Source organism: Acidovorax sp. CF316, from assembly GCF_000276605.1.
GTDB lineage: Bacteria > Pseudomonadota > Gammaproteobacteria > Burkholderiales > Burkholderiaceae_C > Acidovorax.
Window position 1 is genome coordinate 1 of sequence record NZ_AKJX01000208.1, and the last position, 19,911, is coordinate 19,911.

The 19,911-nt window shown below is 69.2% G+C and carries 20 protein-coding genes; 12 read left to right on the forward strand and 8 right to left on the reverse strand.

All coding sequences use genetic code 11. From position 1 onward, the window contains the following. The 3 genes from PMI14_RS25725 to PMI14_RS25735 form a co-directional block, all read left to right on the forward strand. Positions 1 to 332 (forward strand): UTRA domain-containing protein (locus PMI14_RS25725; protein WP_007858914.1); only part of this gene is annotated, 332 nt, incomplete at its 5' end. A 36-nt stretch (positions 333 to 368) separates the two neighbouring features. Continuing rightward, positions 369 to 1,373 (forward strand): tripartite tricarboxylate transporter substrate binding protein, encoded by a 1,005-nt coding sequence (locus PMI14_RS25730; RefSeq protein ID WP_007858915.1) that lies wholly within the window; start codon positions 369 to 371, stop codon positions 1,371 to 1,373. A 77-nt stretch (positions 1,374 to 1,450) separates the two neighbouring features. Beyond that, positions 1,451 to 2,269 (forward strand): amidohydrolase, encoded by an 819-nt coding sequence (locus tag PMI14_RS25735; protein ID WP_007858916.1) that lies wholly within the window; start codon positions 1,451 to 1,453, stop codon positions 2,267 to 2,269. 9 nt (positions 2,270 to 2,278) lie between these two features. Here PMI14_RS25735 and PMI14_RS25740 read toward each other — a convergent pair whose 3' ends face one another. Beyond that, positions 2,279 to 2,884: a DUF2242 domain-containing protein gene (locus PMI14_RS25740; protein WP_007858917.1), complete on the reverse strand. Its 606-nt coding sequence runs from the start codon at positions 2,882 to 2,884 to the stop codon at positions 2,279 to 2,281. 422 nt (positions 2,885 to 3,306) lie between these two features. Here PMI14_RS25740 and PMI14_RS25745 point away from each other — a divergent pair, with 422 nt between their 5' ends. Together PMI14_RS25745 and PMI14_RS25750 are read left to right on the forward strand one after the other, a co-directional pair. After that, on the forward strand, positions 3,307 to 4,407 hold the full coding sequence (locus PMI14_RS25745) for a tetratricopeptide repeat protein (RefSeq protein WP_007858918.1): 1,101 nt from the start codon (positions 3,307 to 3,309) through the stop codon (positions 4,405 to 4,407). Positions 4,408 to 4,609: 202 nt separating this feature from the next. Further along, on the forward strand, positions 4,610 to 5,917 hold the full coding sequence (locus PMI14_RS25750) for a UDP-N-acetylglucosamine 1-carboxyvinyltransferase (RefSeq protein ID WP_007858919.1): 1,308 nt from the start codon (positions 4,610 to 4,612) through the stop codon (positions 5,915 to 5,917). A gap of 6 nt (positions 5,918 to 5,923) precedes the next feature. On the opposite strand, the gene PMI14_RS25755 is transcribed toward PMI14_RS25750, so the two are convergent. Further along, the gene (locus PMI14_RS25755; RefSeq protein ID WP_007858920.1) at positions 5,924 to 6,583 is read right to left on the reverse strand and encodes a hypothetical protein; all 660 of its coding nucleotides are present in this window, start codon (positions 6,581 to 6,583) and stop codon (positions 5,924 to 5,926) included. Positions 6,584 to 6,703: 120 nt separating this feature from the next. On the opposite strand from PMI14_RS25755, the gene PMI14_RS25760 reads away from it, so the two are divergent. Next, positions 6,704 to 7,168 carry a thermonuclease family protein gene (locus tag PMI14_RS25760; RefSeq protein ID WP_007858921.1) on the forward strand — a complete coding sequence of 155 codons (465 nt, stop codon included), beginning with the start codon at positions 6,704 to 6,706 and terminating at the stop codon, positions 7,166 to 7,168. On the opposite strand, the gene PMI14_RS25765 is transcribed toward PMI14_RS25760, so the two are convergent. After that, the gene (locus tag PMI14_RS25765; RefSeq protein ID WP_007858923.1) at positions 7,165 to 8,865 is read right to left on the reverse strand and encodes a flagellinolysin; all 1,701 of its coding nucleotides are present in this window, start codon (positions 8,863 to 8,865) and stop codon (positions 7,165 to 7,167) included. The genes PMI14_RS25760 and PMI14_RS25765 overlap by 4 nt on opposite strands. A gap of 491 nt (positions 8,866 to 9,356) precedes the next feature. On the opposite strand from PMI14_RS25765, the gene PMI14_RS25770 reads away from it, so the two are divergent. From PMI14_RS25770 to PMI14_RS25780, 3 genes are all read left to right on the forward strand, one after another. Beyond that, entirely contained in the window at positions 9,357 to 10,631 is a 1,275-nt protein-coding gene (locus PMI14_RS25770; protein ID WP_007858925.1) for an MFS transporter, read from the forward strand. Between the two features lie 154 nt (positions 10,632 to 10,785). After that, on the forward strand, positions 10,786 to 12,351 hold the full coding sequence (locus tag PMI14_RS25775) for a DUF1800 domain-containing protein (RefSeq protein ID WP_007858927.1): 1,566 nt from the start codon (positions 10,786 to 10,788) through the stop codon (positions 12,349 to 12,351). 13 nt (positions 12,352 to 12,364) lie between these two features. After that, positions 12,365 to 13,567 carry a DUF1501 domain-containing protein gene (locus tag PMI14_RS25780; RefSeq protein WP_007858929.1) on the forward strand — a complete coding sequence of 401 codons (1,203 nt, stop codon included), beginning with the start codon at positions 12,365 to 12,367 and terminating at the stop codon, positions 13,565 to 13,567. 6 nt (positions 13,568 to 13,573) lie between these two features. Here the strand turns inward: PMI14_RS25780 and PMI14_RS25785 are convergent, their stop codons facing one another. Further along, positions 13,574 to 14,491 carry a DHH family phosphoesterase gene (locus PMI14_RS25785; protein ID WP_007858931.1) on the reverse strand — a complete coding sequence of 306 codons (918 nt, stop codon included), beginning with the start codon at positions 14,489 to 14,491 and terminating at the stop codon, positions 13,574 to 13,576. Positions 14,492 to 14,612: 121 nt separating this feature from the next. Here PMI14_RS25785 and PMI14_RS25790 point away from each other — a divergent pair, with 121 nt between their 5' ends. Continuing rightward, a complete protein-coding gene (locus tag PMI14_RS25790; RefSeq protein ID WP_035205753.1) occupies positions 14,613 to 15,080 on the forward strand; it encodes a TerB family tellurite resistance protein in 468 nt (155 codons plus the stop codon). A 166-nt stretch (positions 15,081 to 15,246) separates the two neighbouring features. Here PMI14_RS25790 and PMI14_RS25795 read toward each other — a convergent pair whose 3' ends face one another. The 4 genes from PMI14_RS25795 to PMI14_RS25810 form a co-directional block, all read right to left on the reverse strand. After that, positions 15,247 to 15,582: an ankyrin repeat domain-containing protein gene (locus PMI14_RS25795; RefSeq protein ID WP_007858935.1), complete on the reverse strand. Its 336-nt coding sequence runs from the start codon at positions 15,580 to 15,582 to the stop codon at positions 15,247 to 15,249. A 25-nt stretch (positions 15,583 to 15,607) separates the two neighbouring features. Further along, positions 15,608 to 16,267, reverse strand: a complete 660-nt coding sequence (locus PMI14_RS25800) for a tetratricopeptide repeat protein (RefSeq protein WP_158279159.1) — start codon at positions 16,265 to 16,267, stop codon at positions 15,608 to 15,610. A gap of 99 nt (positions 16,268 to 16,366) precedes the next feature. Beyond that, entirely contained in the window at positions 16,367 to 16,999 is a 633-nt protein-coding gene (locus PMI14_RS25805) for a DUF6151 family protein (RefSeq protein WP_007858939.1), read from the reverse strand. Positions 17,000 to 17,105: 106 nt separating this feature from the next. Beyond that, positions 17,106 to 17,834: an alpha/beta fold hydrolase gene (locus tag PMI14_RS25810; protein WP_007858940.1), complete on the reverse strand. Its 729-nt coding sequence runs from the start codon at positions 17,832 to 17,834 to the stop codon at positions 17,106 to 17,108. Between the two features lie 148 nt (positions 17,835 to 17,982). On the opposite strand from PMI14_RS25810, the gene PMI14_RS25815 reads away from it, so the two are divergent. Together PMI14_RS25815 and PMI14_RS25820 are read left to right on the forward strand one after the other, a co-directional pair. Continuing rightward, entirely contained in the window at positions 17,983 to 18,732 is a 750-nt protein-coding gene (locus PMI14_RS25815) for a pseudouridine synthase (protein ID WP_007858941.1), read from the forward strand. A gap of 70 nt (positions 18,733 to 18,802) precedes the next feature. Then, complete coding sequence (locus PMI14_RS25820; protein WP_007858942.1) at positions 18,803 to 19,762, forward strand: nitronate monooxygenase family protein; 960 nt, start codon at positions 18,803 to 18,805, stop codon at positions 19,760 to 19,762. Positions 19,763 to 19,911: the final 149 nt, after the last annotated feature.

The following is a 19,911-nucleotide window of genomic DNA, read 5'->3' on the forward strand; positions in this document are numbered from 1 at the left end:
TGCGCCTGCTGGCGGGCCAGCCCTGCCTGCTCGAAGAGCTGTGGCTGCCGCTGGACCGGTTCGCCCCCCTCGCCGAAGGCGACCCTGCCGCCTGGGACGACCTGCTCTACCCCCTGTTCGCGCGCCAATGCGGCGTGCACGTGCACCGCGCGGTGGACCAGATCGGCTTTGGCGTGCTCACCGCCCCCCAGGCGGCCCACCTGCGCCTGCAGGCCAGCCACCCCTGCGTGGTGGTGGAGCGCAGCGCCTACGACCTGGCGGGCCGCTGCGTGGAATGGCGCACCACCCGCGGCGACGCCCACGCCTTCCACTACTCCGTCACGATCACCTGACCCTCTCGCCCCCGACCCCAGCAGGAGCACCGCACCATGGCACCAACCACGCCCTCTTCCCACATCTCCCGCCGCAGGCTGCTGCAGGCCGCAGGCGCCACCGTGGCCGCGCCCTGGCTGGCGGCCGGCCACGCGGCCACGGTCGCTGGCGGCCGGCCGATCACGCTGGTGGTGAGCTACCCCGCAGGCGGCGGTGCCGACCTGATCGCGCGCATCATCGCGCCGCGCCTGGCCGACGCGCTGGGCCAAAGCGTGGTGGTGGAGAACAAGCCCGGCGCCAGCGGCCAGCTGGCCGCCTCGCAGGTGGCGCGCGCCACGCCGGACGGCAGCACCCTGCTGCTCGATGCATCGTCGTTCGCGGTAAACCCCTCGCTGTTCCCCAAGCTGCCCTACGACAGCGCCAAGGCCTTCACGCCGCTGGCGGTGCTGGTCACCTTTCCCAACGTGCTGGTGTGCACGCCGGGCTTCTCTGCCAAGTCAGTCAAGGACGTGATCCAGCTGGCCAAGGCCAAGCCGGGCGAGATCACCTATGCCTCCTCGGGCAACGGCTCGGCCCAGCACCTGGCGGGCGCCATGTTCGAGGGGCGTGCGGGCGTGCAGCTGCTGCACGTGCCCTACCGCGGCGGCGGCCCGGCCATGACCGACGTGATGGGCGGGCAGGTGCCGCTGTTCTTCGCCAACGTGGCCTCGTCGCTGGGCCACATCCAGGCCGGCAAGCTGCGCCCGCTGGCCGTGACCAGCATGGTGCGCGCCCGCTCCCTGCCCGAGATCCCCACCATGGCCGAGGCCGGCGTGCCCGGCTACGAGGTGCTCGAATGGAATCCCCTGCTGGCCCCTGCCGGCATGCCCGCCGACACCCGGGCCACGCTGGTGGCTGCCGTGCGCAAGGCCCTGGCCGACCCCGAGGTGCTGGGCCGCGTGCGCCAGCTCGGTGGTGATGTCTTCGCCGACGCCTCGCAGCAGACAGCCGGCAAGTTCATTGCCGCGCAGCAGGAGCAGTGGGCCAAAGTGGTGCGCGAGCGCAAGATCTCGGTGGGATAAGCCCCCGCCCGGGCAGCCGGCAGGGAGCGCGCACGCTTCGTGCATGCGCCACCGGCACGCCGCAGCGTGTGACTGAAATGACTTTTTCCACCTCTCCCCCTTCCACTCCCGCCCTGCCCCAGGGTTGGGACACCCACGTGCACGTCTTCGACAGTGCCGCACCCGCGCAGGCCGGCCACTACCAGCCCGTGCACCGGCCGCTGGCCGATATCGAGGCGCTGGCCGCCGCGCATGGCGTGGGCCACCTCGTGCTGGTGCAGCCCAGCGTGTATGGCACGGACAACCGCGTGCTGCTCGATGCACTGGCCCGATCCAGCGGCCGCCACCGCGGCGTGGTGGTGCTGGACGGTGCCGTGCCCGATGCGGAGCTGGACCGCATGCACGCCCTGGGCGTGCGCGGCGTGCGCTTCAACCTCGTCTCGCCCGTGGGCAACGGCCCCGAGACCATGAAGACCCTGGCCCCGCGTCTGGCCGAGCGCGGCTGGCATGTGCAGTGGTACGCCAACCCAGAAGACCTGGCCACCATCGTCCACCTGCACCAGGGCACGCCCGTGGCCTGCGTGCTGGACCACTTGGCCGGCCTGCACGGCCTGCTGCCGGCCGACGACCGCGCCTGGCAGGCCCTGGCCAAGCTGGCCGGGCAAGGCGCCTGGGTCAAGCTCTCGGGCTGGTACCGGCTGCAGGCCAGCGCGCCCTATGGCCTGCTGCACCCGGCCATCACCCGCGTGGCCGCGCACATGGGAGAACGGCTGGTGTGGGGTTCGGACTGGCCGCACACCTCCTTCGCGCCCGACGCGCTGCCGCGCTACGCCAGCGTGTGGGAACCCGTGGTGAATGCGCTGGGCCACGAGGCCGCGCTGCGCATCCGCGATGCCGGGGCGCGCCTGTACGCCTGAGGGGGCCGGCTACTCGTTGGCCTGGGCGGCCTCGTCGATGACCAGGTAGCGCCGCACCAGGTCGAAGAAGCTCTCGTAGAAGGTGTCCGCGGTGATGGTTTCGCTGCCCACGCGCACCAGCGATTCACTGCTCGACGAGAACGGTAGCGACACGGACCCGATGGCACCCACGCCCAGGCTGGCGGAGTTGTTGGTCTTGCGCAGCGCAAAGCTGTCCTGGATGGCGGTAACGAAGCCCAGGCTGATCTTGCCGGTGGGCGACTCGGGCACGCAGACCACGCGGATCACCATCTGCATGTGCGTCTCGGTGCCGGGCTGGAAGTTCTTCTTGCCCTCCACCAGCTCGGCCGAACTGGTGTTGATGATGTAGCCCTGGCTGAGCAGTGCCCGGCGCGACGCCTCGCAGGTCTGCGCCGGCGTGGCGTCGAACAGGCGCGAGTAGGTGGCCAGGGAACCGAACTTCTCCTGCGGCGCCTGAGGCCCCTGGGTGCCGGTGGGCAGGGAAGCGCAGCCGGCCACGAACAGCGTGGCCGCAGCGGCCAGCGCCATGGCCAGCGGACGCAAGAAGCGCAAAAACAATGGCGAAGCAGACAGAAGGGACTTGCCCGAGGGCATCGGCGAATTCAAAGGCAGCACTCCGAAAGGGCGGGCATCGGCAGGCGGGTGTGGCTGTGAGACCCACGGCCGGCCGGTGGTTCCCCGCATTCTAAAAATGAAATTCGTCTGTGGGATGGCATCCCATTTCCGGTATCGAACGGACCGTTGGCCTGCACGGTTCTTGCCACATGATGCCATGCCGCTCTCATTTCGATAGCCGGCCAATGGCTGTGCGCGATGATTGGTGGTGACTGTTACAAATCCATGCCCAGCTGGCATGCATCCATTGCTGCACAGCAGCACAGTTACACATCCGGACATACAAAAAACCATTTACTACAAATACACTACACCCCATTGGGCCGGCGGCACCCTATGGGAGGGGCCGAAAGAGCAGCCCGGGAGGGCCGCGCCAGCGTGCGCGGTGAAGGACGAACTACGTGAACACCAAAGCTGGACCATCATCGCTTTCGCTGTCCCTGGAACCCATCGAAAAAGAGGGCGCGGCTGCAGCCGCCCCGTCCGCCGCTACCGGCCGCGTCTGCGCCCGCTGCAAGTACGCCCGCCTGTCCAGCGACACGGCACCCGACTGGCAGTGCCCCAGCTGCCACGTGGCCTATGACAAGGTAGATCCCCCCAAGCCAGCGGAACCCAAGGCCGCCGAAGCGCCGGCTCCGGCACCCGCCCCCTACATAGGCAAGGCCGCCCGGGCCCGCGCAGCCGCGGCAGAGGCCGCCGCAGCCGAAGCAGAAGCCAAGAAGAAAGCCAAGGCCCAGAAGAAGGCCCAGCGCGAACTGCCCGTGACCTGGATTGCGCTGGCACTGGCCGTGGCCATCGGCGGGGGCCTGATCGGCTGGAAGTTCCACGCCGACAAGGTCCGCGCACAGGAGCGCGCCGCCAAGGTCGAGGCCGACGCCCGCGCCGCCGAAGTGGCAGCGCAAAAGGCCGCCCAGGACCAGCAGGCGCGCATGCAAGCCCTGGAGAAGCAGGCCCGCCGCAGCAGCGAAGGGCCCGAAGCGGTGAAGGAACTGCAGGCCCTGGCAGAAAAAGGCGACCTGCGCGCCATGCTGGTGCTGGGCACCACGCTGCGCGACGGCCGCGGTGTTCCCAAGGACCCCGACCAGGCCATCCGCTGGCTGACCAAGGCATCCAGCGAGGGCTATTCCCTGGCCAGCGTCCAACTGGGCTACAGCTATGAGCGTGGCCTGGGCGTGACCCAGCAGGCCGAGCAGGCCGAAAACCTGTACCAGCGCGCCGCGCGCCAGGGCGACCCGTCGGGCCTGTACAGCCTGGGCCTGCTCTACTCCACGGGCCTGGACAATGTGGGCCGCCGCCCCGTGGCCGCCCACATGCTGCTGGACCTGGCGCAGCGCGCGCACAAGGAGCAGCAGCAGGACGACACGCTGGTGCCGCCCAACCGCGGCGCCTTCTGGGCGGCCGGCACCATGCGCCGCCTGGCGCCGGGCATGAGCATCGTGGAAGTGGCCGAAGCGAAGCGCCTGGCCGACGCCTGGAAGCCCGGCCAGCCCTTCGGCTACTAAACTGCGGTTCTTCCAGGCCTCTGGCTTTGGAGTGGTGGATCTAAAGCCGAGCTGCTGAGCGGCAGATTACCGGCGGATACACGTGCCGTTGCGCGGCGCGGGTACAGTGCAGGGCTTTCGCGGAGCGCAGCGCCAGCAGGCGCAGTGCCCGCGATGCCTTTTTCCGCCCCGCTTGCCCTCCCCCTTTCTTTCCGGTTTCCCCATGTCCAACCTCATCGTCCACGGCGGTACGCCCCTGCGTGGCCGCATCACCCCGTCCGCCAACAAGAACGCCGTGCTGCCGGTGCTGTGCGCCACCCTGCTCACGCGCGAGCCGCTGCGCCTGCATGGCGTGCCCGACATCACCGATGTGCGCAAGATCCTCGACATCTTTCGCATGCTGGGCAGCAGCGTGCAGCTGGACGAGGCCACGGGCACGCTGAGCCTGCACCACCAGAACACCGTGTTCGACCCCGCGCAGCACCGCCTGCCCGAGGAGATGCGCTCGTCCATCATGCTGATCCCGCCGCTCCTGGCCCGCTTTGGCGTGGCGCGGCTCGAAGACAACGTCAAGGGCTGCACCCTGGGCGTGCGCGAGATCGACCCGCACGTGGAGGTGTTCCAGCGCTTTGGCGGCACGGTGGAGCGCGCCGAGGGCTCGCTGCTGGTGCGCAGCAGCCACCAGGGTGCACTCACGCCCACGGACCACTGGCTCGACTACGCCTCCGTCACCACCACCGAGAACTTCGTGCTCTGCGCGGTGGCCGCCAACGGCACCTCTACGCTGACGAATGCGGCGTCGGAGCCGCATGTGCAGGAGTTCTGCCGCTTCATGGTGATGCTGGGCGCGCGCATCGACGGCATCGGCACCTCGCGCATCACGGTGCAGGGCGGCGCGGCGCTGGGTGGTGGCGAGTTCCGCTTCGACGAGGACTTCCACGAGATCACCACCTTCCTGGCGTTGGGCGCCATCACCGGCGGCGACGTGGTCGTGCGCAACAGCGCGCCGGGCAACTTCCCGCTGATCGACCGCACCTTCGCCAAGTTCGGCGTGGTGGTCACGCACGAGGACGGCTGGTCGCGCGCCCACTGCCCCGGCCCGCTCAAGGTGCAGACCCCGTTCACCAGCAACGTGCTGACCAAGGTGGAGGCCGCGCCCTGGCCCTACTTCCCGGTGGACCTGCTGCCCATCTTCATCGCCCTCGGGGTGCGTGCGCAGGGCAACTGCATGTTCTGGAACAAGGTCTACGACGGCGCCCTGGGCTGGACCGGGGAGCTCTCCAAGTTCGGCGCCCACGTGTTCTCGTCGGACCCGCACCGACTCATCACCTTCGGCGGCAACCCCCTGAGCCCCGCCCTGGTGGAGAGCCCCTACATCATCCGCGTGGCCATCGCCCTGTTCATGGTGGCGGCCAGCATCGAGGGGCGCTCGGAGATCCGCAACGCCGCGCCCATCCGCCGCGCCCACCCGCGCTTCGTGGAGAACCTGCGCAGCCTGGGCGTGAACGTGGAGTGGACCAGCGAGGAGTAAGGCCCGCTACCGGCGCCGGAACCAGAGCACCACGCCCAGGAACACCACGCCGGTGAGGATGGGCGACCAGGACATCAGCAGTTCCAGCCAAGTCGATTTGCGGATGCCCGACCAGACCTCGACCTGCACACGGTCGATGCGCAGGTTGCGCGACGATTCGAACTCCAGCGAGGGGGCCGCCATGCGGTCTTCCTTGAAGCTCACGCCCTTGGAGGCACCGACCATGGACACCGGCTGGCCCGCACGCGCGCCCTTGTGCACCAGCTCGGGCAGGAACGAGATGGGCGAGGGCCCCTCGAACTGCAGCCCCGTCTGCCAGCGCGAGCCGGCGTCGCCATCGGCCAGCGCCACGCCGGAGACCTTGACGACGATGGTGAAGGGGTTCTTGCTGGTCGGCAGCGACAGCTCGTCGCCACGCCAGCGCTCGGTCGCGGCATGGATGCCCCGGCCCTTGTCACCCGGGGTCTGGGCCTGCTTTTCCTGGAAGCGCTGGAACTTCGCCAGCGTCTCGGGCGACAGGTCATAGGTCTTCTCCAGCGTCTTGCCATGGGCGCCGGCCTCGTCCCTGGCCTGCACGGAAGGCAGGGCGGCCGCCAACGCCAGCACCGCCACGGCACCCCATCGCCACGCCTTGCCTGAATGGGCGGCGCAAATCACGCTACGCATCTGAAACTCCCCTTGTGCACTGTTGTCGTTCGTTGTGGGCGCGGCCCTGGTGCACCGCGCAGCCCGGAGTGTAGGAGACAATGCGCGGCCTTTTCACTGCCCGCCAGCCCCTCCTGCCCCATGCCCCTGCCCGCCGCTGCCCTGCTCTGCCTCGTGGTCGCCATCAGCGACGGCGACACCCTCACCGCCCGCTGCGGCACGCCAGGACGCTACGCGCAGATGAAGGTGCGCATTGCGGCCATCGACGCGCCCGAACGCAAGCAGGCCTTCGGCCAGAAGTCGCGGCAGAACCTGGCGCAGATGTGCTTCAAGCGGCAGGCGGCGCTGCAGCCCATCGAGGAGGACAGCTATGGCCGCACGGTGGCCAATGTGCGCTGCGGCGGCACCGACGTGGCCACGGCCCAGGTAACGGCAGGCCTGGCCTGGGTGTATACGCCGTATGCGCAGCAGCACCCGCACCTGGCACCGCTGCAGCGCCAGGCGCGTGCCCAGGGCGAAGGCCTCTGGGCCCAGAAACGCCCGCTGGCACCGTGGGACTACCGGCACCGGCACCCCAGGCCCTATGGGAACTCCAGCGCCAGCTAGCGCAGCAACGCCAGCACGCCCTGCGGCAACTGGTTGGCCTGCGCCACCATGGCCGAGCCCGCCTGCTGCAGGATCTGCTGGCGGGCCAGCGTGGCGGTCTCGACCGCAAAGTCGGCATCGAGGATGCGCGAGCGGCTGGCCGACAGGTTCTCGCTGGTGTTGCCGAGGTTGGCCATGGCCGACTCCAGGCGCGAGGCCTGGGCCCCGATCACGGCGCGCTGGCTGTTGACGTAGTCGAGCGCCCGGTCCACCGCCACGATGGCCTGGGCGGGCGAGATGGTCACGTCCAGCGTGCTGCGCAGTCCCAGCGACGACAGGCCCATGGCGCCTATCGATGTTTCCAGGGTCTGGTTGGCATTGGCACCGATCTGGAAGACCTTGGTCGTCGTGCCGCCCCTGGACGTGGCGATGGTTTCGAAGGACTCGGCAAAGCCATCGAGCACGTCGGTGCCCGAGCGGCTGCCGCTGTTGGGCACGGTGCTGGTGGCGGTCTTCACGTCGCTGCCGTCCACATCCTGCCCGCCGATAGCGCCGGTGTCGGCGTTGTTCAGGTCGAAGCCGCTGATGAAGGCCGCGCCGTTGGCGGCGAACTGCGTCTTGAAGTCGGCGGCGCTGGCAAACTGCCCCTGCGAGGCATTGGCCAGCGCCTGGTCGAGCGTGGAGCCGGGGTTGGCGCTCAGGTAGGTGAGCACGTCCTTCACGCCTTCGCCGCCCGCGCCCTTGATGCGGCTGTGCATGTAGCGCACGGCGGAATAGCTCGATGAGTAGAACTCGCTGGTGTTCGAGGGCCCGTTGATGGCGGCCACCACGGCGGGCAGCCCAACGTTGGCGATGTCGCCCTTGACGCGCTCGTCCGCCCCCTGGATGAACTCGGCCGTGCCCTCGGCAAACCACAGGTTGTTGCTGGTGATGTCCTGCCAGTTGGTGCTGCGCGCCATCACCGCGTGCACCATCTCGTGGGCGATGATGCGGTCGTTGTAGTACGGGGCGTTGCCCCCGTCGGGGAAATTGGGCGGCACGAAATCGGCCATGTCCACCTGCAGGGTCAGGTTGGTGCCGCGCCCCTGGCCATCGAAGCCCGTGGCCTGTACGTAAGCGGCCACTCCGCCCGCGCCATCGGTGTAGCCCGTGTACTTCACCGCCAGCGCCGCCCCATCGGCCTTGATGCCGTAGAGCTTGCTGATCAGCGTCTCGCTGCTCTCCAGCCAGCTGCCCACGCTGGTCATGCCGTCGAACACGGCCAGCAGGTTGGCGTCCCCCACCAGGCTGCCGCGGCTGGGGTCGAACACGTTCATGCCATTGAACTGCGCCGTGCTGGCGGTGCGGTCGATCTCGGAGGCCAGCTGCGCCACCTCGGCCTGGATGGCCTGCCGGTCGCTGGCGCTGTAGCTGCCATTGGCGGCCTGCACGGCCAGTTCGCGGATGCGCTGCAGGCCCGAGGCAATGGTGCTGATGGCGCCCTCGGCCGTCTGCAGCAGGGAAATGCCGTCGTTGGCATTGCGCGCCGCCTGGTTCAGGCCGCGGATCTGGCTCGTGAAGCGTTCGGAAATGGCCAGGCCGGCGGCATCGTCCCGGGCGCTGTTGATGCGCAGGCCCGAGGACAGCCGCTGCAGGGAAGTCGCCAGAGCGCTCTGCCCCACGCTCAGGTGGCGCTGCGCGCTCAGCGACATCACATTGGTGTTGATGCTCAACGCCATGGCATGCCCGAAGAAGAACTCCTGACCGACCTAAGAACGTGTTTGCGATCTTTTCGGGGCCGCGTTGGGGCGCAATCGCCCGATTTCGCCCCAACCCTTCGGGCAAGTGCCTTGCCGGGCGGTCTGCGGCGTTGCGGTGCTTGCCAATAGCCAGCTATTGGCTGCACCCCGCGCCTTGCATCCCATCCCGAAAAGGGACTTGCGTGGCCCCGTAAAGATCGTAAACACGTTCTAACAGGCAGGGCTGCGCACGCGCCGCCGCTGCCGGGGCTGGCCCCATGCCGGCCCCTTCTTTTTCGGTTATCGGCGGATGTAACAGGAACTTTCGGGTTTTTTTGGGGGCCAGCCGGTCAGGCAGCCTTCAGCAGCCCCGGCGCAAAGCCGGTAGCATCGAGCCCCCGGTACAAACCCTGATAGGCTGGCCTGGCACCGGCCCAGCGCAGCGTTCGGCGGCCCGCCCGCCCCGCGCCAGCCCCTTTTCCGCACCTCCCGTGTCCCAACCGTCCCCGACCTCCACCCCGCTCCCGGCAGGCCAGCCCGCCCCCAGCGTCTACCGCCATGGCGGCTTCCTGGCCTTCCTGTCCGCCCGCCTGATCGCCGTTTTCGCCACCCAGGTGCAGGCCGTGGTGGTGGCCTGGCAGGTGTACGACGTCACGCGCGAACCGCTGGCCCTGGCCTACGTGGGGCTGGCGCAGTTTTTGCCCATGCTGTGCCTGCTGCTGCCGGCCGGCGACCTGATCGACCGCTTCGACCGCCGGCGCATCCTGGCCATCAGCTGGGCCGTGGGTGCCGTCTGCAGCGCGCTGCTGTGGTGGCTGTCGGGCCATGGCGCCACGGGCGTCCATGGCATCTACGCGGTGCTGGTGCTGTTCGGCTGTGCACGCGCCTTCTCGGGCCCGGCCATGCAAAGCCTGCTGCCGCAGATCGTGCCGCGCGAACAGCTGGCCCAGGCGATTGCCGCCAACAGCATGCTGATGCGTGCGGCCAGCATCGGTGGGCCGCTGCTGGGCGGCATGCTGTATGCCGTGGGCGGCGGCGAGCTGACCTATGCGCTGTGCTTCGTGTGCTTTGCGCTGGGCGCCGCGCTGCTGGCGCGCGTGGCCGTCCCCTACGCCACGCCACCGGCGGCAGCGCAGGGCAGCATGTGGCAGCGCTTTGGCGCGGGCATCGGCTTCATCCGCTCGCGGCCCATCATCCTGGGCACCATTTCGCTGGACCTGTTCGCCGTGCTGCTGGGCGGCGTGGTGGCCTTGCTGCCCATCTACGCGCACGAGGTGCTGCACGTGGGCCCCGCCGGTCTGGGCGCGCTGCGCAGTGCCATGGCCGTGGGCGAGGTGGGTGCCGGGCTGTACCTCAGCATACGGCCCTTCAACCGCAAGGTGGGGCAGACCATGTTCATCGCCGTGGCCATCTTCGGCGCAGCCAACCTGGTGTTCGCGCTGTCCACGCTGTTCTGGCTGTCGTTTGCGGCCCTGCTGGTGGCGGGCGCCGCCGACATGGTGAGCGTGTACATCCGCGGCGCGCTGGTGCAGTTCTCCACGCCCGATGAGATGCGCGGGCGCGTGAACGCGGTGAACATGCTGTTCATCGGCTCGTCCAACGAGCTGGGCGAATTCCGCGCCGGCACCAGTGCCGCCTGGCTGGGCGTGGTGCCTGCCGCGGTGCTGGGCGGCATCTGCACGCTGGGCGTGGTGGGTGCGTGGACGCTGGGCTTCCAGCAGCTGCGCAAGGTGGACAAGTTCGAGGAAGCGGCGAAGGCCCGCTGAGCCTGCGCGCACGCCGTGCGCACAACTGCTCACAACCTGCAGGGCATTTGTTTCGCCCGCGTAAAACCCGCTAAAGGCCCTTGCCTTGGCCCGACAGCAGGCGCAGCATGGTGCCATCGCCCCGGCTTCGATGGGGTCGACGGAAGACCGCAGCATGCTCCTCCCTGGCGTTTTCTCCAGCCCCCCGATCAACCGCCGCCAGTGGCTGGCGCTGACTGCACTGGGCGCCTCGGCCAGCACCGTACCGGCCTGGGCCGCGGCGCCTTCCCTGGCTCCTTCGGACACCCCCGACGAGGCCTTGCGCGCACGCTGGATGGACCGCATCACCTGGGGCTGCACGGCCCAGGGGGCCCAGGCGCTGGCCGGCATGGGCCGGCAGGCATGGCTGACCGCCCAATTGCACGGCCCCGCCAGCGCGCCGCTGCCGGCCGCGGCCCAGGCGCAGATCGACGCCATGGCCATCAGCCACACCCCGTACGAGGCCCTGGCCCTGCAGATGGACGCGCGCCAGCGCGAGGCCCGCGCCCTGCCCACCGAGGACGAGCGCAAGGCCGCCCTGGATGCCTGGCAGAAGGACATGCGCACGCTGCAGCGCGAGGCCAGCCAGCGTTTCGTGCTGCGTGCGCTGTACTCGCCCGCCCAGTTGCGCGAGAGGATGACCTGGTTCTGGATGAACCACTTCAACGTCTTCGCCGGCAAGGCCGACCTGCGTGCCAGCGTGGGCGACTACGAGGAGCGCGCCATACGCCCGCACGCGCTGGGGCGCTTTCGCGACCTGCTGAGCGCCGCCACGCGCCACCCCGCCATGCTGCGCTACCTGGACAATGCGCAGAATGCCGCCGGTCGCATCAACGAGAACCATGCGCGCGAGCTGATGGAGCTGCACACCCTGGGCGTGGGCGGCGGCTACAGCCAGCAGGACGTGCAGGAACTGGCGCGCGTGCTCACGGGCGTCGGCATCGGCATGCGCCCGCTGGACAGCGAGCCCCCGCGCATGAAGCCCGCGCTGCGCGCCCACTACGTGCGCCTGGGGCTGTTCGAGTTCAACCCCCAGCGCCATGACTGGGAGGCGAAAACCCTGCTGGGCGAGCCCATCCGCGCCCAGGGCCTCGCCGAGCTGGACGAGGCCCTGGACCGCCTGGCCCGCCACCGCGCCACGGCCCGCTTCGTCACGCGCAAGCTGGCCATCTACCTGGTGGGCGATGCGCCCGCGCCCGCGCTGCTCGACACCCTGGCGCGCACCTTCGAGCGCAGCGATGGCGACATCGCGGCCGTGCTGCAAGCGCTGTTCCAGTCCAGCGACTTCCAGGCCTCACTGGGCCAGCGCTTTCGCGACCCGGTGCAGTACCTGCTGGCCGGCGCGCGCCTGGTGCATGGCGAGCAGCCGGTGCTGTCCAGCACCGACCCGCTGCTCGGCTGGCTGCAGCGCCTGGCCGAGCCGCTGTATGGCCGCGCCACGCCCGACGGCTACCCGCTCGACGCGGCGACCTGGTCGGGCTCGGGCCAGATGAGCACGCGCTTCGAGGCGGCCCGCGTGCTCGGCGCGGGCGCCCTGGCGCCGGGTGCACGCACACCACCGCCCGCGCTGGCGCAAACGCCCTATTTGCGCCAGATCGATGCCACGCTGGCCCCCGCCACACGGGCCGCCCTGGTCCAGGCCCAATCTCCGCGCGAGTGGAACCTGCTGTTCCTCGCGTCCCCCGAATTCATGCACGGCTGAAGGAGCCCCCCCCATGCTGCGACGCCACTGCCTGCAAGCCCTGGGCGCCAGCGCCCTGGGCCTGGCCACCGCCCAGGTGGCCGCCGCCCCGCGCGCGGGCGATGCGCGCCTGCTCCTCGTCTTTCTGCGCGGCGGCTACGACTGCGCCAGCCTGCTTGTGCCCACCGGCAGCAGCTTCTATTACGAGAGCCGGCCGAATATCGCGATTGCCCGCCCCGGGCAGGAGGGTGGTGCGCTGGAACTCACCAGCGACTGGGGCCTGCACCCGGTGCTGGCCGATTCGATGCTGCCGCTGTACCAGCGCCGCGAGCTGGCCTTCGTGCCCTTCGCGGGCACGGACGACCTGTCGCGCAGCCATTTCGACACGCAGGACAGCATCGAGCTGGGCCAGCCCCTGGGTGGGCGGCGCGACTATGGCTCGGGCTTCCTGAACCGGCTGGCCGCAGAGCTCGGTGCCAGGCGCACCACGGCCGCCCCCATGGCCTTCACCAGCACCCTGCCGCTGGTGCTGCGCGGCACCGTGGACGTGCCCAACACGGCCTTGGCCGCAGCGGCCGGCAAGGCCGCCGTGGACGAGCGCCAGGCCGGGCTCATCGACATGATGTACCGCAGCACCCCTCTGGCCCGCCCCGTGGCCGAGGGCTTTGCCACCCAGGGCGAGGTGGCGCGCAGCATGCAGGGCGAGATGGACGCGGCCAGCCGCAATGCGCTGAGCACCCGGGGCTTCGAGGGCACGGCACGGCGCATGGCGCGGCTCATGCAGACGCGCTACCACCTGGGTTTTGTCGACGTGGGCGGGTGGGACACGCATGTGGGCCAGGGCAACGCCACGGGCGCGCTGGCCAACCGTTTCGAGGAGCTGGGCCGGGGCCTGGCCGGCTTTGCCGACGAGATGGGCCCCGCGGCCTGGAAGAACACCGTGGTCGTGGTGGTCAGCGAGTTCGGCCGCACCTTCCGCGAGAACGGCAACCGCGGCACCGACCATGGCCACGGCACCGTCTTCTGGGTGCTGGGCGGCGGCGTGGCAGGCGGGCGCATGGCGGGCGAGCAGCAGGCACTGACCGCCGCCACGCTGTTCCAGGACCGCGACCACCCGGTGCTCAACGACTACCGCGCCGTGCTCGGCGGGCTGTTCGGGCGCATGTATGGTCTCAATGCAACCGCACTGGCCCGCGTGTTCCCGGGCGCGCGCTCCGCAGACCTGCGGCTGGTGTAGGGAACCTCAGGCGTTCAGCACGCCGCTCAGCAGCTCAGGCAGGCGCTCGATCTTCATCTTGAAGCCGCAGGCCTGCGCGTGGCCGCCCCCGCCCATGCTTTCGGCCAGGGCGATGCAGTCGAAGTTGCGCTGCGAGCGCAGGCCCGCCTTCACGCCCTTGGCACCGGCGCTCCACATCAGCGCAAAGGTACCGGTCTGGGCCGAGAGGATGTCGCCCACCAGGCTGTGGAACATGCCGGGCGCGTTGACCATCAGGCCCTCGATGCCGTTGAACACCAGGGGCTGCGCGCCCTCGGCGATGTCGGCGCAGAGCTTCTTGTATTTCTCGTCCATGGCCGATCCGCGCGCCATGAAGGTTTTCAGCGCTTCGGGCGTGAAGGAGGCAATCTCGCGCCAGCGCTCGAAGGTCTGGGTTTCCATGTCCAGTGCCGAGAGAAAGGCCGCGCTTTCGGGAAATTCCCATTTCCAGATGTCGCGGTCTTCCACGTACTGCAGCAGCGCGGGCACGGGCTGCTGCGGGTGGAAGAACTCCCAGGCCAGGCGCGCGCCCGACTTGTCCATGTCGAAATGCACCACGCCGCAGCGGCAGGCAAAGCCGGTGAGCTTCTCGGCCGCGCTCTTGTGGTGGTCGAGCATCACCAGGCGCGCCGCGCGCTCGTCGATGGCCGAAAGGATCTCGGCCGAGAACGAGAAATCAAGGATGTAGACCGAGCGGCCGCCCAGGGCCGGCAGGTCGTCGACCGACTGCACGTCGCCATGGTCCAGCCCCAGGTACTCGGCCTTGTCGCCGTAGTACAGCCAGGCCGCGAGCGCGGCGCCAAAGCCGTCCGGGCAGTTGCGGCCGTGGTAGAGCACCAGGGGCGAGGGGTCGTTCACATCGGGGGCAACCAACAGCTGCAGGGGAAGAATCGTTTTTTTCATCATTGCCGCCAATTGTCGCCGGGCTGCAAGACAGGGGGAACCAATACATTGCACCCGGGCTCCATCGGGCATGGCACGCAGCATCCTCTCGCGCATATTCCACCCCCACCCTTTTGGCCGGCACATGTTCCATACCCTCAAAGAACTGTTCGACAGCTTCACCGCCCCGTTCTCTCCCGAGGCCTCCCCTGCCGAGCGCGCGCATTCCGTGCAACTGGCCGCCGCCGTGCTGCTGGTGGAAGTGGTGCGCGCCGATGCCTCCATGGACGCCGCGGAACGCAATGCCATGGTCCGCGCCCTGCGCGAACGCTTCAGCCTGGCCGACGACGAGATCGAGCGCCTGGTCGAGCTGGCCGTGGACACGGCCAAGAGCGCCTACGACTACCAGCGCTTCACCGGCAACCTCAACGACCACTTCACCCAGCCGCAGAAGATCGAACTCGTCGAGGCGATGTGGCAGGTGGCCTATGCCGATGCCCGCCTGGACGAGAACGAGATGCACGCCATCAGCAAGGTCGCCGGGCTGCTGCACGTGACGCACGGCGAGTACATCGCCGCGAAGATGCGCGCCAAGGAAGCGGCTGGCGCCTGAGAGGCTGAGAGTCTTTCGTCCATGCCCGCTGTGCACGCCAAAACACCCCGGCTCGTCGTTGCAAATGCTCTCCATAGCCCAAGCTATGGCTGCGCTTTGCGCCTAGATCCAGTGCGTTTTGACAAGCCCCTCGGACACGGCTAGAAAATTCTCAGCCTCTGAGCCGCTATACCGGCAACCAGCGCCACCAGAATGGCGTGCGCACTTCGCGCGCGCCACGCGCTTGCAGCAGTTGCACGAACTCCTGGCGGCCATGGCGCCTGGCCGCCTGCAATGGCGTCATGTCATCGAACTCCGAGCGCAGCCCTGGATCCGCGCCGTTGTCCAGCAGGTAGCGCGCCATGGCATCGTGCCCGTGGACAAGGGCCGCCACCAGCGGCGTGCACAGGATCTCGGGGTGCTGGTAGTTGGGGTTCACGCCCGCGCTGATGTGGTGGCGCACCAGCGCCAGATCGCCGGCCACGGCGGCGGCATACATGTCTTTCCAATCGCCTGCGGACATGGGTGGGTTCTCCCTGCTTGAAAAATCAGCGTGGCTTGCGGTACTTGGCGGCGTACTCGGCAGCCAGCTTGCGCGCGGCCGCCTGGCCCTTGGCATCCAGGATGGACAGCAGCTGCGCCCGGTTCTTGATGGCCTGGGGTTCACCCGCACTGGCCGGCATATCGATCCAGGCAAAGGCCTGCACATAGTCCTGCGGCACGCCATGGCCCTGGGCAAAGAGCAGGCCGTACTCGTTCTGCGCGGCCAATGATCCGGCCTCCGCAGCCTTGCGGTACCAGTGCGCGGCCTTCTCGTGGCTCTGGGGAACACCCACGCCCATGCGGTAGGACTGGCCCAGGTCGAACTGCGCCTGCACGTCGCCCTTCTCGGCGGCCAGCGTGGCGTAGTGCTGCGCCCGCTGCATGTCCTGTGGCACGCCATCGCCCTTGGAATACATCAACCCCAAGTTGGCCATGGAGGGCGTGTAGCCGGCGTCCGCCGCCTCGGTGAACAGCGCGGCGGCTTTCTTCACGTCCTTGCCCACGCCCTGGCCCGTGTAGTAGAGGCTGGCCAGCATGTGCTTGCCGGCGGCATCGCCGGCCTGGGCGGCCGCGCTGAATTCCTTGAAGGCGGCGGCGTAGTCCCCCTTGCCATAGGCGGCGATGCCATCGTTCACGGCAGCGAGGGCAGTGGCGGAAAAAGACATGGCGGCAACTCCCAAGGTCAGGGCGGCGGCAAGGGCACGCGGGGTCATCATCGGCATGGGCTCCTTCGGCTGGTGGGGCGCATTCTGGCACGCCATGGACTATGCGGTGGCCTCCACCGCCGCTATCGCCCGGGCATGCTCGGCCGGGCTCAGCACCTGCACTGCAGCGACCGGCACGCCCGCGCCGTCGAAGAACGGCGTGCGCCGGTAGCTGCCGGTCAGGCGCGATGCCGCTATGCGCGGCATGAAGCCCAGCAAGGCTTTGGCCTGCTTCCACACGCCCAGTCGGGGCGGCGTGCCCCCCTTGGCACCGGCCGTCTCCAGGTGCATCTGCACGGGCCCGAAGGCGGGCGGCCCCAGCGCTTCGCCGCCCGGTGTGCGCAGGCAGCTGTGCACCAGGCCCGCATAGGGCATGCGCCAGTCGCGCCCGGTATTGGCCAGGGGCGTGTGGCAGCAGCGCGCGTACCAGCGCAGCAGGCCCTTGCCGGTCAGCGACACGCAGGCCAACTGGTCCGTGCCGCCCGTGAACGACACATGGCGCGCATGCGTGCCAACGACCTCGGTGCCTGCCAGGGCATCGAGCACCGCATCCGCCTGGCCCAGGTGGTGGGCATAGGCCTGGCAGTCGCGGCAGTAGCACACGGCGTGCAGGGCCGAGTGGGTATCGGCCACCTCGCCGGTGACCTGGCCGCACCGGCATTGGAAACGGTGGGGGTGCTGGTGGTTCATCATGTCTCTTTCTCCTCCCTTGGTGCTGGCACGTCTTTTTGATGAACCGAAAGCTTACCGCCCCTGCTGCCAGAATCTGTCAGCAGCGTTGGCCATGCCGCCCCAGGAATCACCCGCCTTGTGCCATTTGGTGGATGGTCAGTGCCAATCGATCGGGACACGAGAAGTAGGCCGAATGGCTCGCGTCGAGCGAGGCCACGCTGGCGCAGGGCGAGGCGGCCTGCATCTGCCGCTGCAGCGCAATCGTCACGGCCCGGTCCTGCGTGAGCTCGATGTAGTGCCGGCGCACCCGGCCATAGCGCTCGGGGGTGAGCTTCAGCCGCGTCAGCGCGGGCAGCGCGGGCTCCGGGGTGAGCAGGGCGCTGGCCAGGGCCACGTCGGCATCGGAGCAATCGGCGTACAACGTCTCCCGGTAGGCCTCGGGTGCCAGGCTGTCGGTGAGCGTGGCCCGGTGGATGCGCAGGTGCCTGCGCACCAGCGAATCGCGGTCCTGGCGGAAGAAGTCGGCCACGCGCTCACCGCTCTGGAGCAGATAGGCCGCCAGGTAGGCCACGCCCACCACCTTGCCGGGCCGCACCATCTCGGACACGGTGGAGGCGACGATGCCGCCCCGGCTGTGCGCGACGATGAAGACCGGGCCATCGAGCGCATCGACCAGCCGGCACACATGGCGCGCCATATCGGCCAGCGTGGTGCGCCCACGCGCCAGCCGCCAGTGGCGGCCATGGGCCGGCAGATCGGGCACGTGCACGCCGTGCCCTGCCGCTTGCAGGTGCGGCACGACCTTGTGCCAGCACCAGGCGCCGTGCCAGCTGCCGTGAAGGAGGACAATATTCATGGTGTTCAAGGGCTTTTTGCAAGCCGGAAGTGGTGAAATCAGCCCGCACGATAGGGGCCCTCACCGTTCGCGGCTCGCCATTTGCGGACCTGCGATTGCCCCGCGCCCTTCCCCATAGCCCCATCCCTCGCACCAGCATCCCCTCGCCATGGCCTCGCTCCACATCCTCTGGCGCGACGAGCACCTCGTCGCCGTCTACAAGCCCGCAGGCTGGCTGGTGCACCGCACGGGGCTCGATGCGGGCGAGACGCGCTTCGTGATGCAGACCCTGCGCGACCAGCTGGGCCAGCACGTGTTTCCCGTGCACCGGCTGGACAAGGGCACCTGCGGCGTGCTGGTGATGGCGCTGCACAGCGATGCGGCGCGCGCGCTGTCGCAGGCCTTCGAGCACCAGGCCACGCACAAGCGCTACCTGGCCATGGTGCGTGGCTTTGCACCGGCGGCGGTGGAGGTGGACCACGCCCTCAAGCCCGACGACGCGCCGGCCGACGCGGCGGTGCAGGACGCACACACGCGCTTTCGCACCCTGGCGCAGCTGACCCTGCCCGAGTCCAGCGACCCGCGCTTTGCCAGCACCCGCGCCTCGCTGGTGGAGGCCGTTCCCACCACCGGCCGGCGCCACCAGATCCGCCGGCACCTCAAGCACCTGGCCCACCCCATCATCGGCGATGCCACGCACGGCAAGGGACCGCTCAACCGCTGGTGGGCCGAGCGCCTGGGCCTGCAGCGGCTGTGGCTGCATGCCTGGCAGCTGCAGGTGCCGCACCCGGTGACGGGCGAGGCGCTGGTGTTCGACAGCGGCCTGCGGCTGGACACCGGCGCGGTCCAGGAGGCCGAGCCCACCGCCGACTGGCAGCGCCTGCTGGCCGAAAGGCCCTGGTCCACCACGGCCCCGTAACGCGGGCGACATGCGGCGGGCACAGGGCCCCGAATAATGGGTTTTCGCTAGAACAACGGAGACCGACCGCATGACCACCCCGACCACCAGCACAGGCAACCGCGTCCTGGCCCACACGGGCGCACGCTACCCCATCATCCAGGCCCCCATGGGCTGGATCGCGCGCACGCCATTGGCCTCGGCGGTCTCGCGCGCCGGCGGTCTGGGCATCATCGAGACCTCGTCGGGCGAAACGGCCAACTGCCAGGCCGAGATCACGAAGATGCGCGCGCTGGGCCTGCCCTTCGGCGTGAACCTGCCCATCCGCTTCCTCAAGGACGACGCCATGCTGCGTTTCGTCTGCGCCTCGGGCGTGCAGTTCGTCACCACCTCGGCCGGCAGCCCCGCCAAGTTCATCGCCCCGCTGAAAGACGCGGGCATTACCGTCTACCACGCCGTGCCCACGCTGGAGGCCGCGCTCAAGTGCGTGGATGCCGGCATCGATGGCCTGGTCGTGGAAGGCGGCGAAGGCGGCGGGTTCAAGAACCCTGAAGAGGTCTCCACACTGGTCCTGCTGCAGGCCATCCGCGCACGGGTCGATGTGCCGCTGGTCGCCGCCGGCGGCATCTGCGACGGGCGCGGCATGGCCGCGGCCTTCGCCCTCGGCGCCGAGGCGGTGCAGATGGGCACGCGCTTCGTGAGCTGCGCCGAAAGCCCGGTGCACGCCAACTACAAGAACGCCATCGTGGGCGCCAGCACCACCGGCACCTGGATGCTCAACACCCGCGCCAGCCCGTGCATCCGTGCGCTCAAGTCCGAGCGCACCGCGGCCATCCACGCAGCCGGGCTGATGCCGGCCGACAGCTTCGAGGGAATCCAGCGCGTGTACTTCGACGGCGACATGGAGGCGGCGCCTGCGCTGGCGGGGCAGACGGCGGGGTTGATCGATGGGGTGAAGACGGCGCAGGAGATCATTGACGATACGGTGGAGGAGTTCTTTGCCATCGTGGAGCGGATGGGGGCTATGGGGGTGGCGCGGGCGTTTGGGTGAGGGGGCTGTTCGTGCTTTGATTGATGTTCGGTTTCTGTGGTTGCTGCGGTGTTTTGATTGAGGGAGGGGGCCGGGATGTGCGCCCGGCGGCGCACCTTCTTTCTTTTGCGTCGCCAAAAGAAAGAAGGGGCGGTCTCAAGCATCAAGTG

Coding starts and splice junctions, on each gene's coding strand:
- PMI14_RS25810 (WP_007858940.1), bottom strand. CDS start 17,834: ATGAATATTGTCCTCCTTCACGGCAGCTGGCACGGCGCCTGGTGCTGG.
- PMI14_RS25800 (WP_158279159.1), bottom strand. CDS start 16,267: ATGTCTTTTTCCGCCACTGCCCTCGCTGCCGTGAACGATGGCATCGCC.
- PMI14_RS25820 (WP_007858942.1), top strand. CDS start 18,803: ATGACCACCCCGACCACCAGCACAGGCAACCGCGTCCTGGCCCACACG.
- PMI14_RS25785 (WP_007858931.1), bottom strand. CDS start 14,491: ATGATGAAAAAAACGATTCTTCCCCTGCAGCTGTTGGTTGCCCCCGAT.
- PMI14_RS25740 (WP_007858917.1), bottom strand. CDS start 2,884: ATGCCCTCGGGCAAGTCCCTTCTGTCTGCTTCGCCATTGTTTTTGCGC.
- PMI14_RS25765 (WP_007858923.1), bottom strand. CDS start 8,865: ATGGCGTTGAGCATCAACACCAATGTGATGTCGCTGAGCGCGCAGCGC.
- PMI14_RS25750 (WP_007858919.1), top strand. CDS start 4,610: ATGTCCAACCTCATCGTCCACGGCGGTACGCCCCTGCGTGGCCGCATC.
- PMI14_RS25790 (WP_035205753.1), top strand. CDS start 14,613: ATGTTCCATACCCTCAAAGAACTGTTCGACAGCTTCACCGCCCCGTTC.
- PMI14_RS25775 (WP_007858927.1), top strand. CDS start 10,786: ATGCTCCTCCCTGGCGTTTTCTCCAGCCCCCCGATCAACCGCCGCCAG.
- PMI14_RS25780 (WP_007858929.1), top strand. CDS start 12,365: ATGCTGCGACGCCACTGCCTGCAAGCCCTGGGCGCCAGCGCCCTGGGC.
- PMI14_RS25730 (WP_007858915.1), top strand. CDS start 369: ATGGCACCAACCACGCCCTCTTCCCACATCTCCCGCCGCAGGCTGCTG.
- PMI14_RS25760 (WP_007858921.1), top strand. CDS start 6,704: ATGCCCCTGCCCGCCGCTGCCCTGCTCTGCCTCGTGGTCGCCATCAGC.
- PMI14_RS25805 (WP_007858939.1), bottom strand. CDS start 16,999: ATGATGAACCACCAGCACCCCCACCGTTTCCAATGCCGGTGCGGCCAG.
- PMI14_RS25795 (WP_007858935.1), bottom strand. CDS start 15,582: ATGTCCGCAGGCGATTGGAAAGACATGTATGCCGCCGCCGTGGCCGGC.
- PMI14_RS25735 (WP_007858916.1), top strand. CDS start 1,451: ATGACTTTTTCCACCTCTCCCCCTTCCACTCCCGCCCTGCCCCAGGGT.
- PMI14_RS25755 (WP_007858920.1), bottom strand. CDS start 6,583: ATGCGTAGCGTGATTTGCGCCGCCCATTCAGGCAAGGCGTGGCGATGG.
- PMI14_RS25815 (WP_007858941.1), top strand. CDS start 17,983: ATGGCCTCGCTCCACATCCTCTGGCGCGACGAGCACCTCGTCGCCGTC.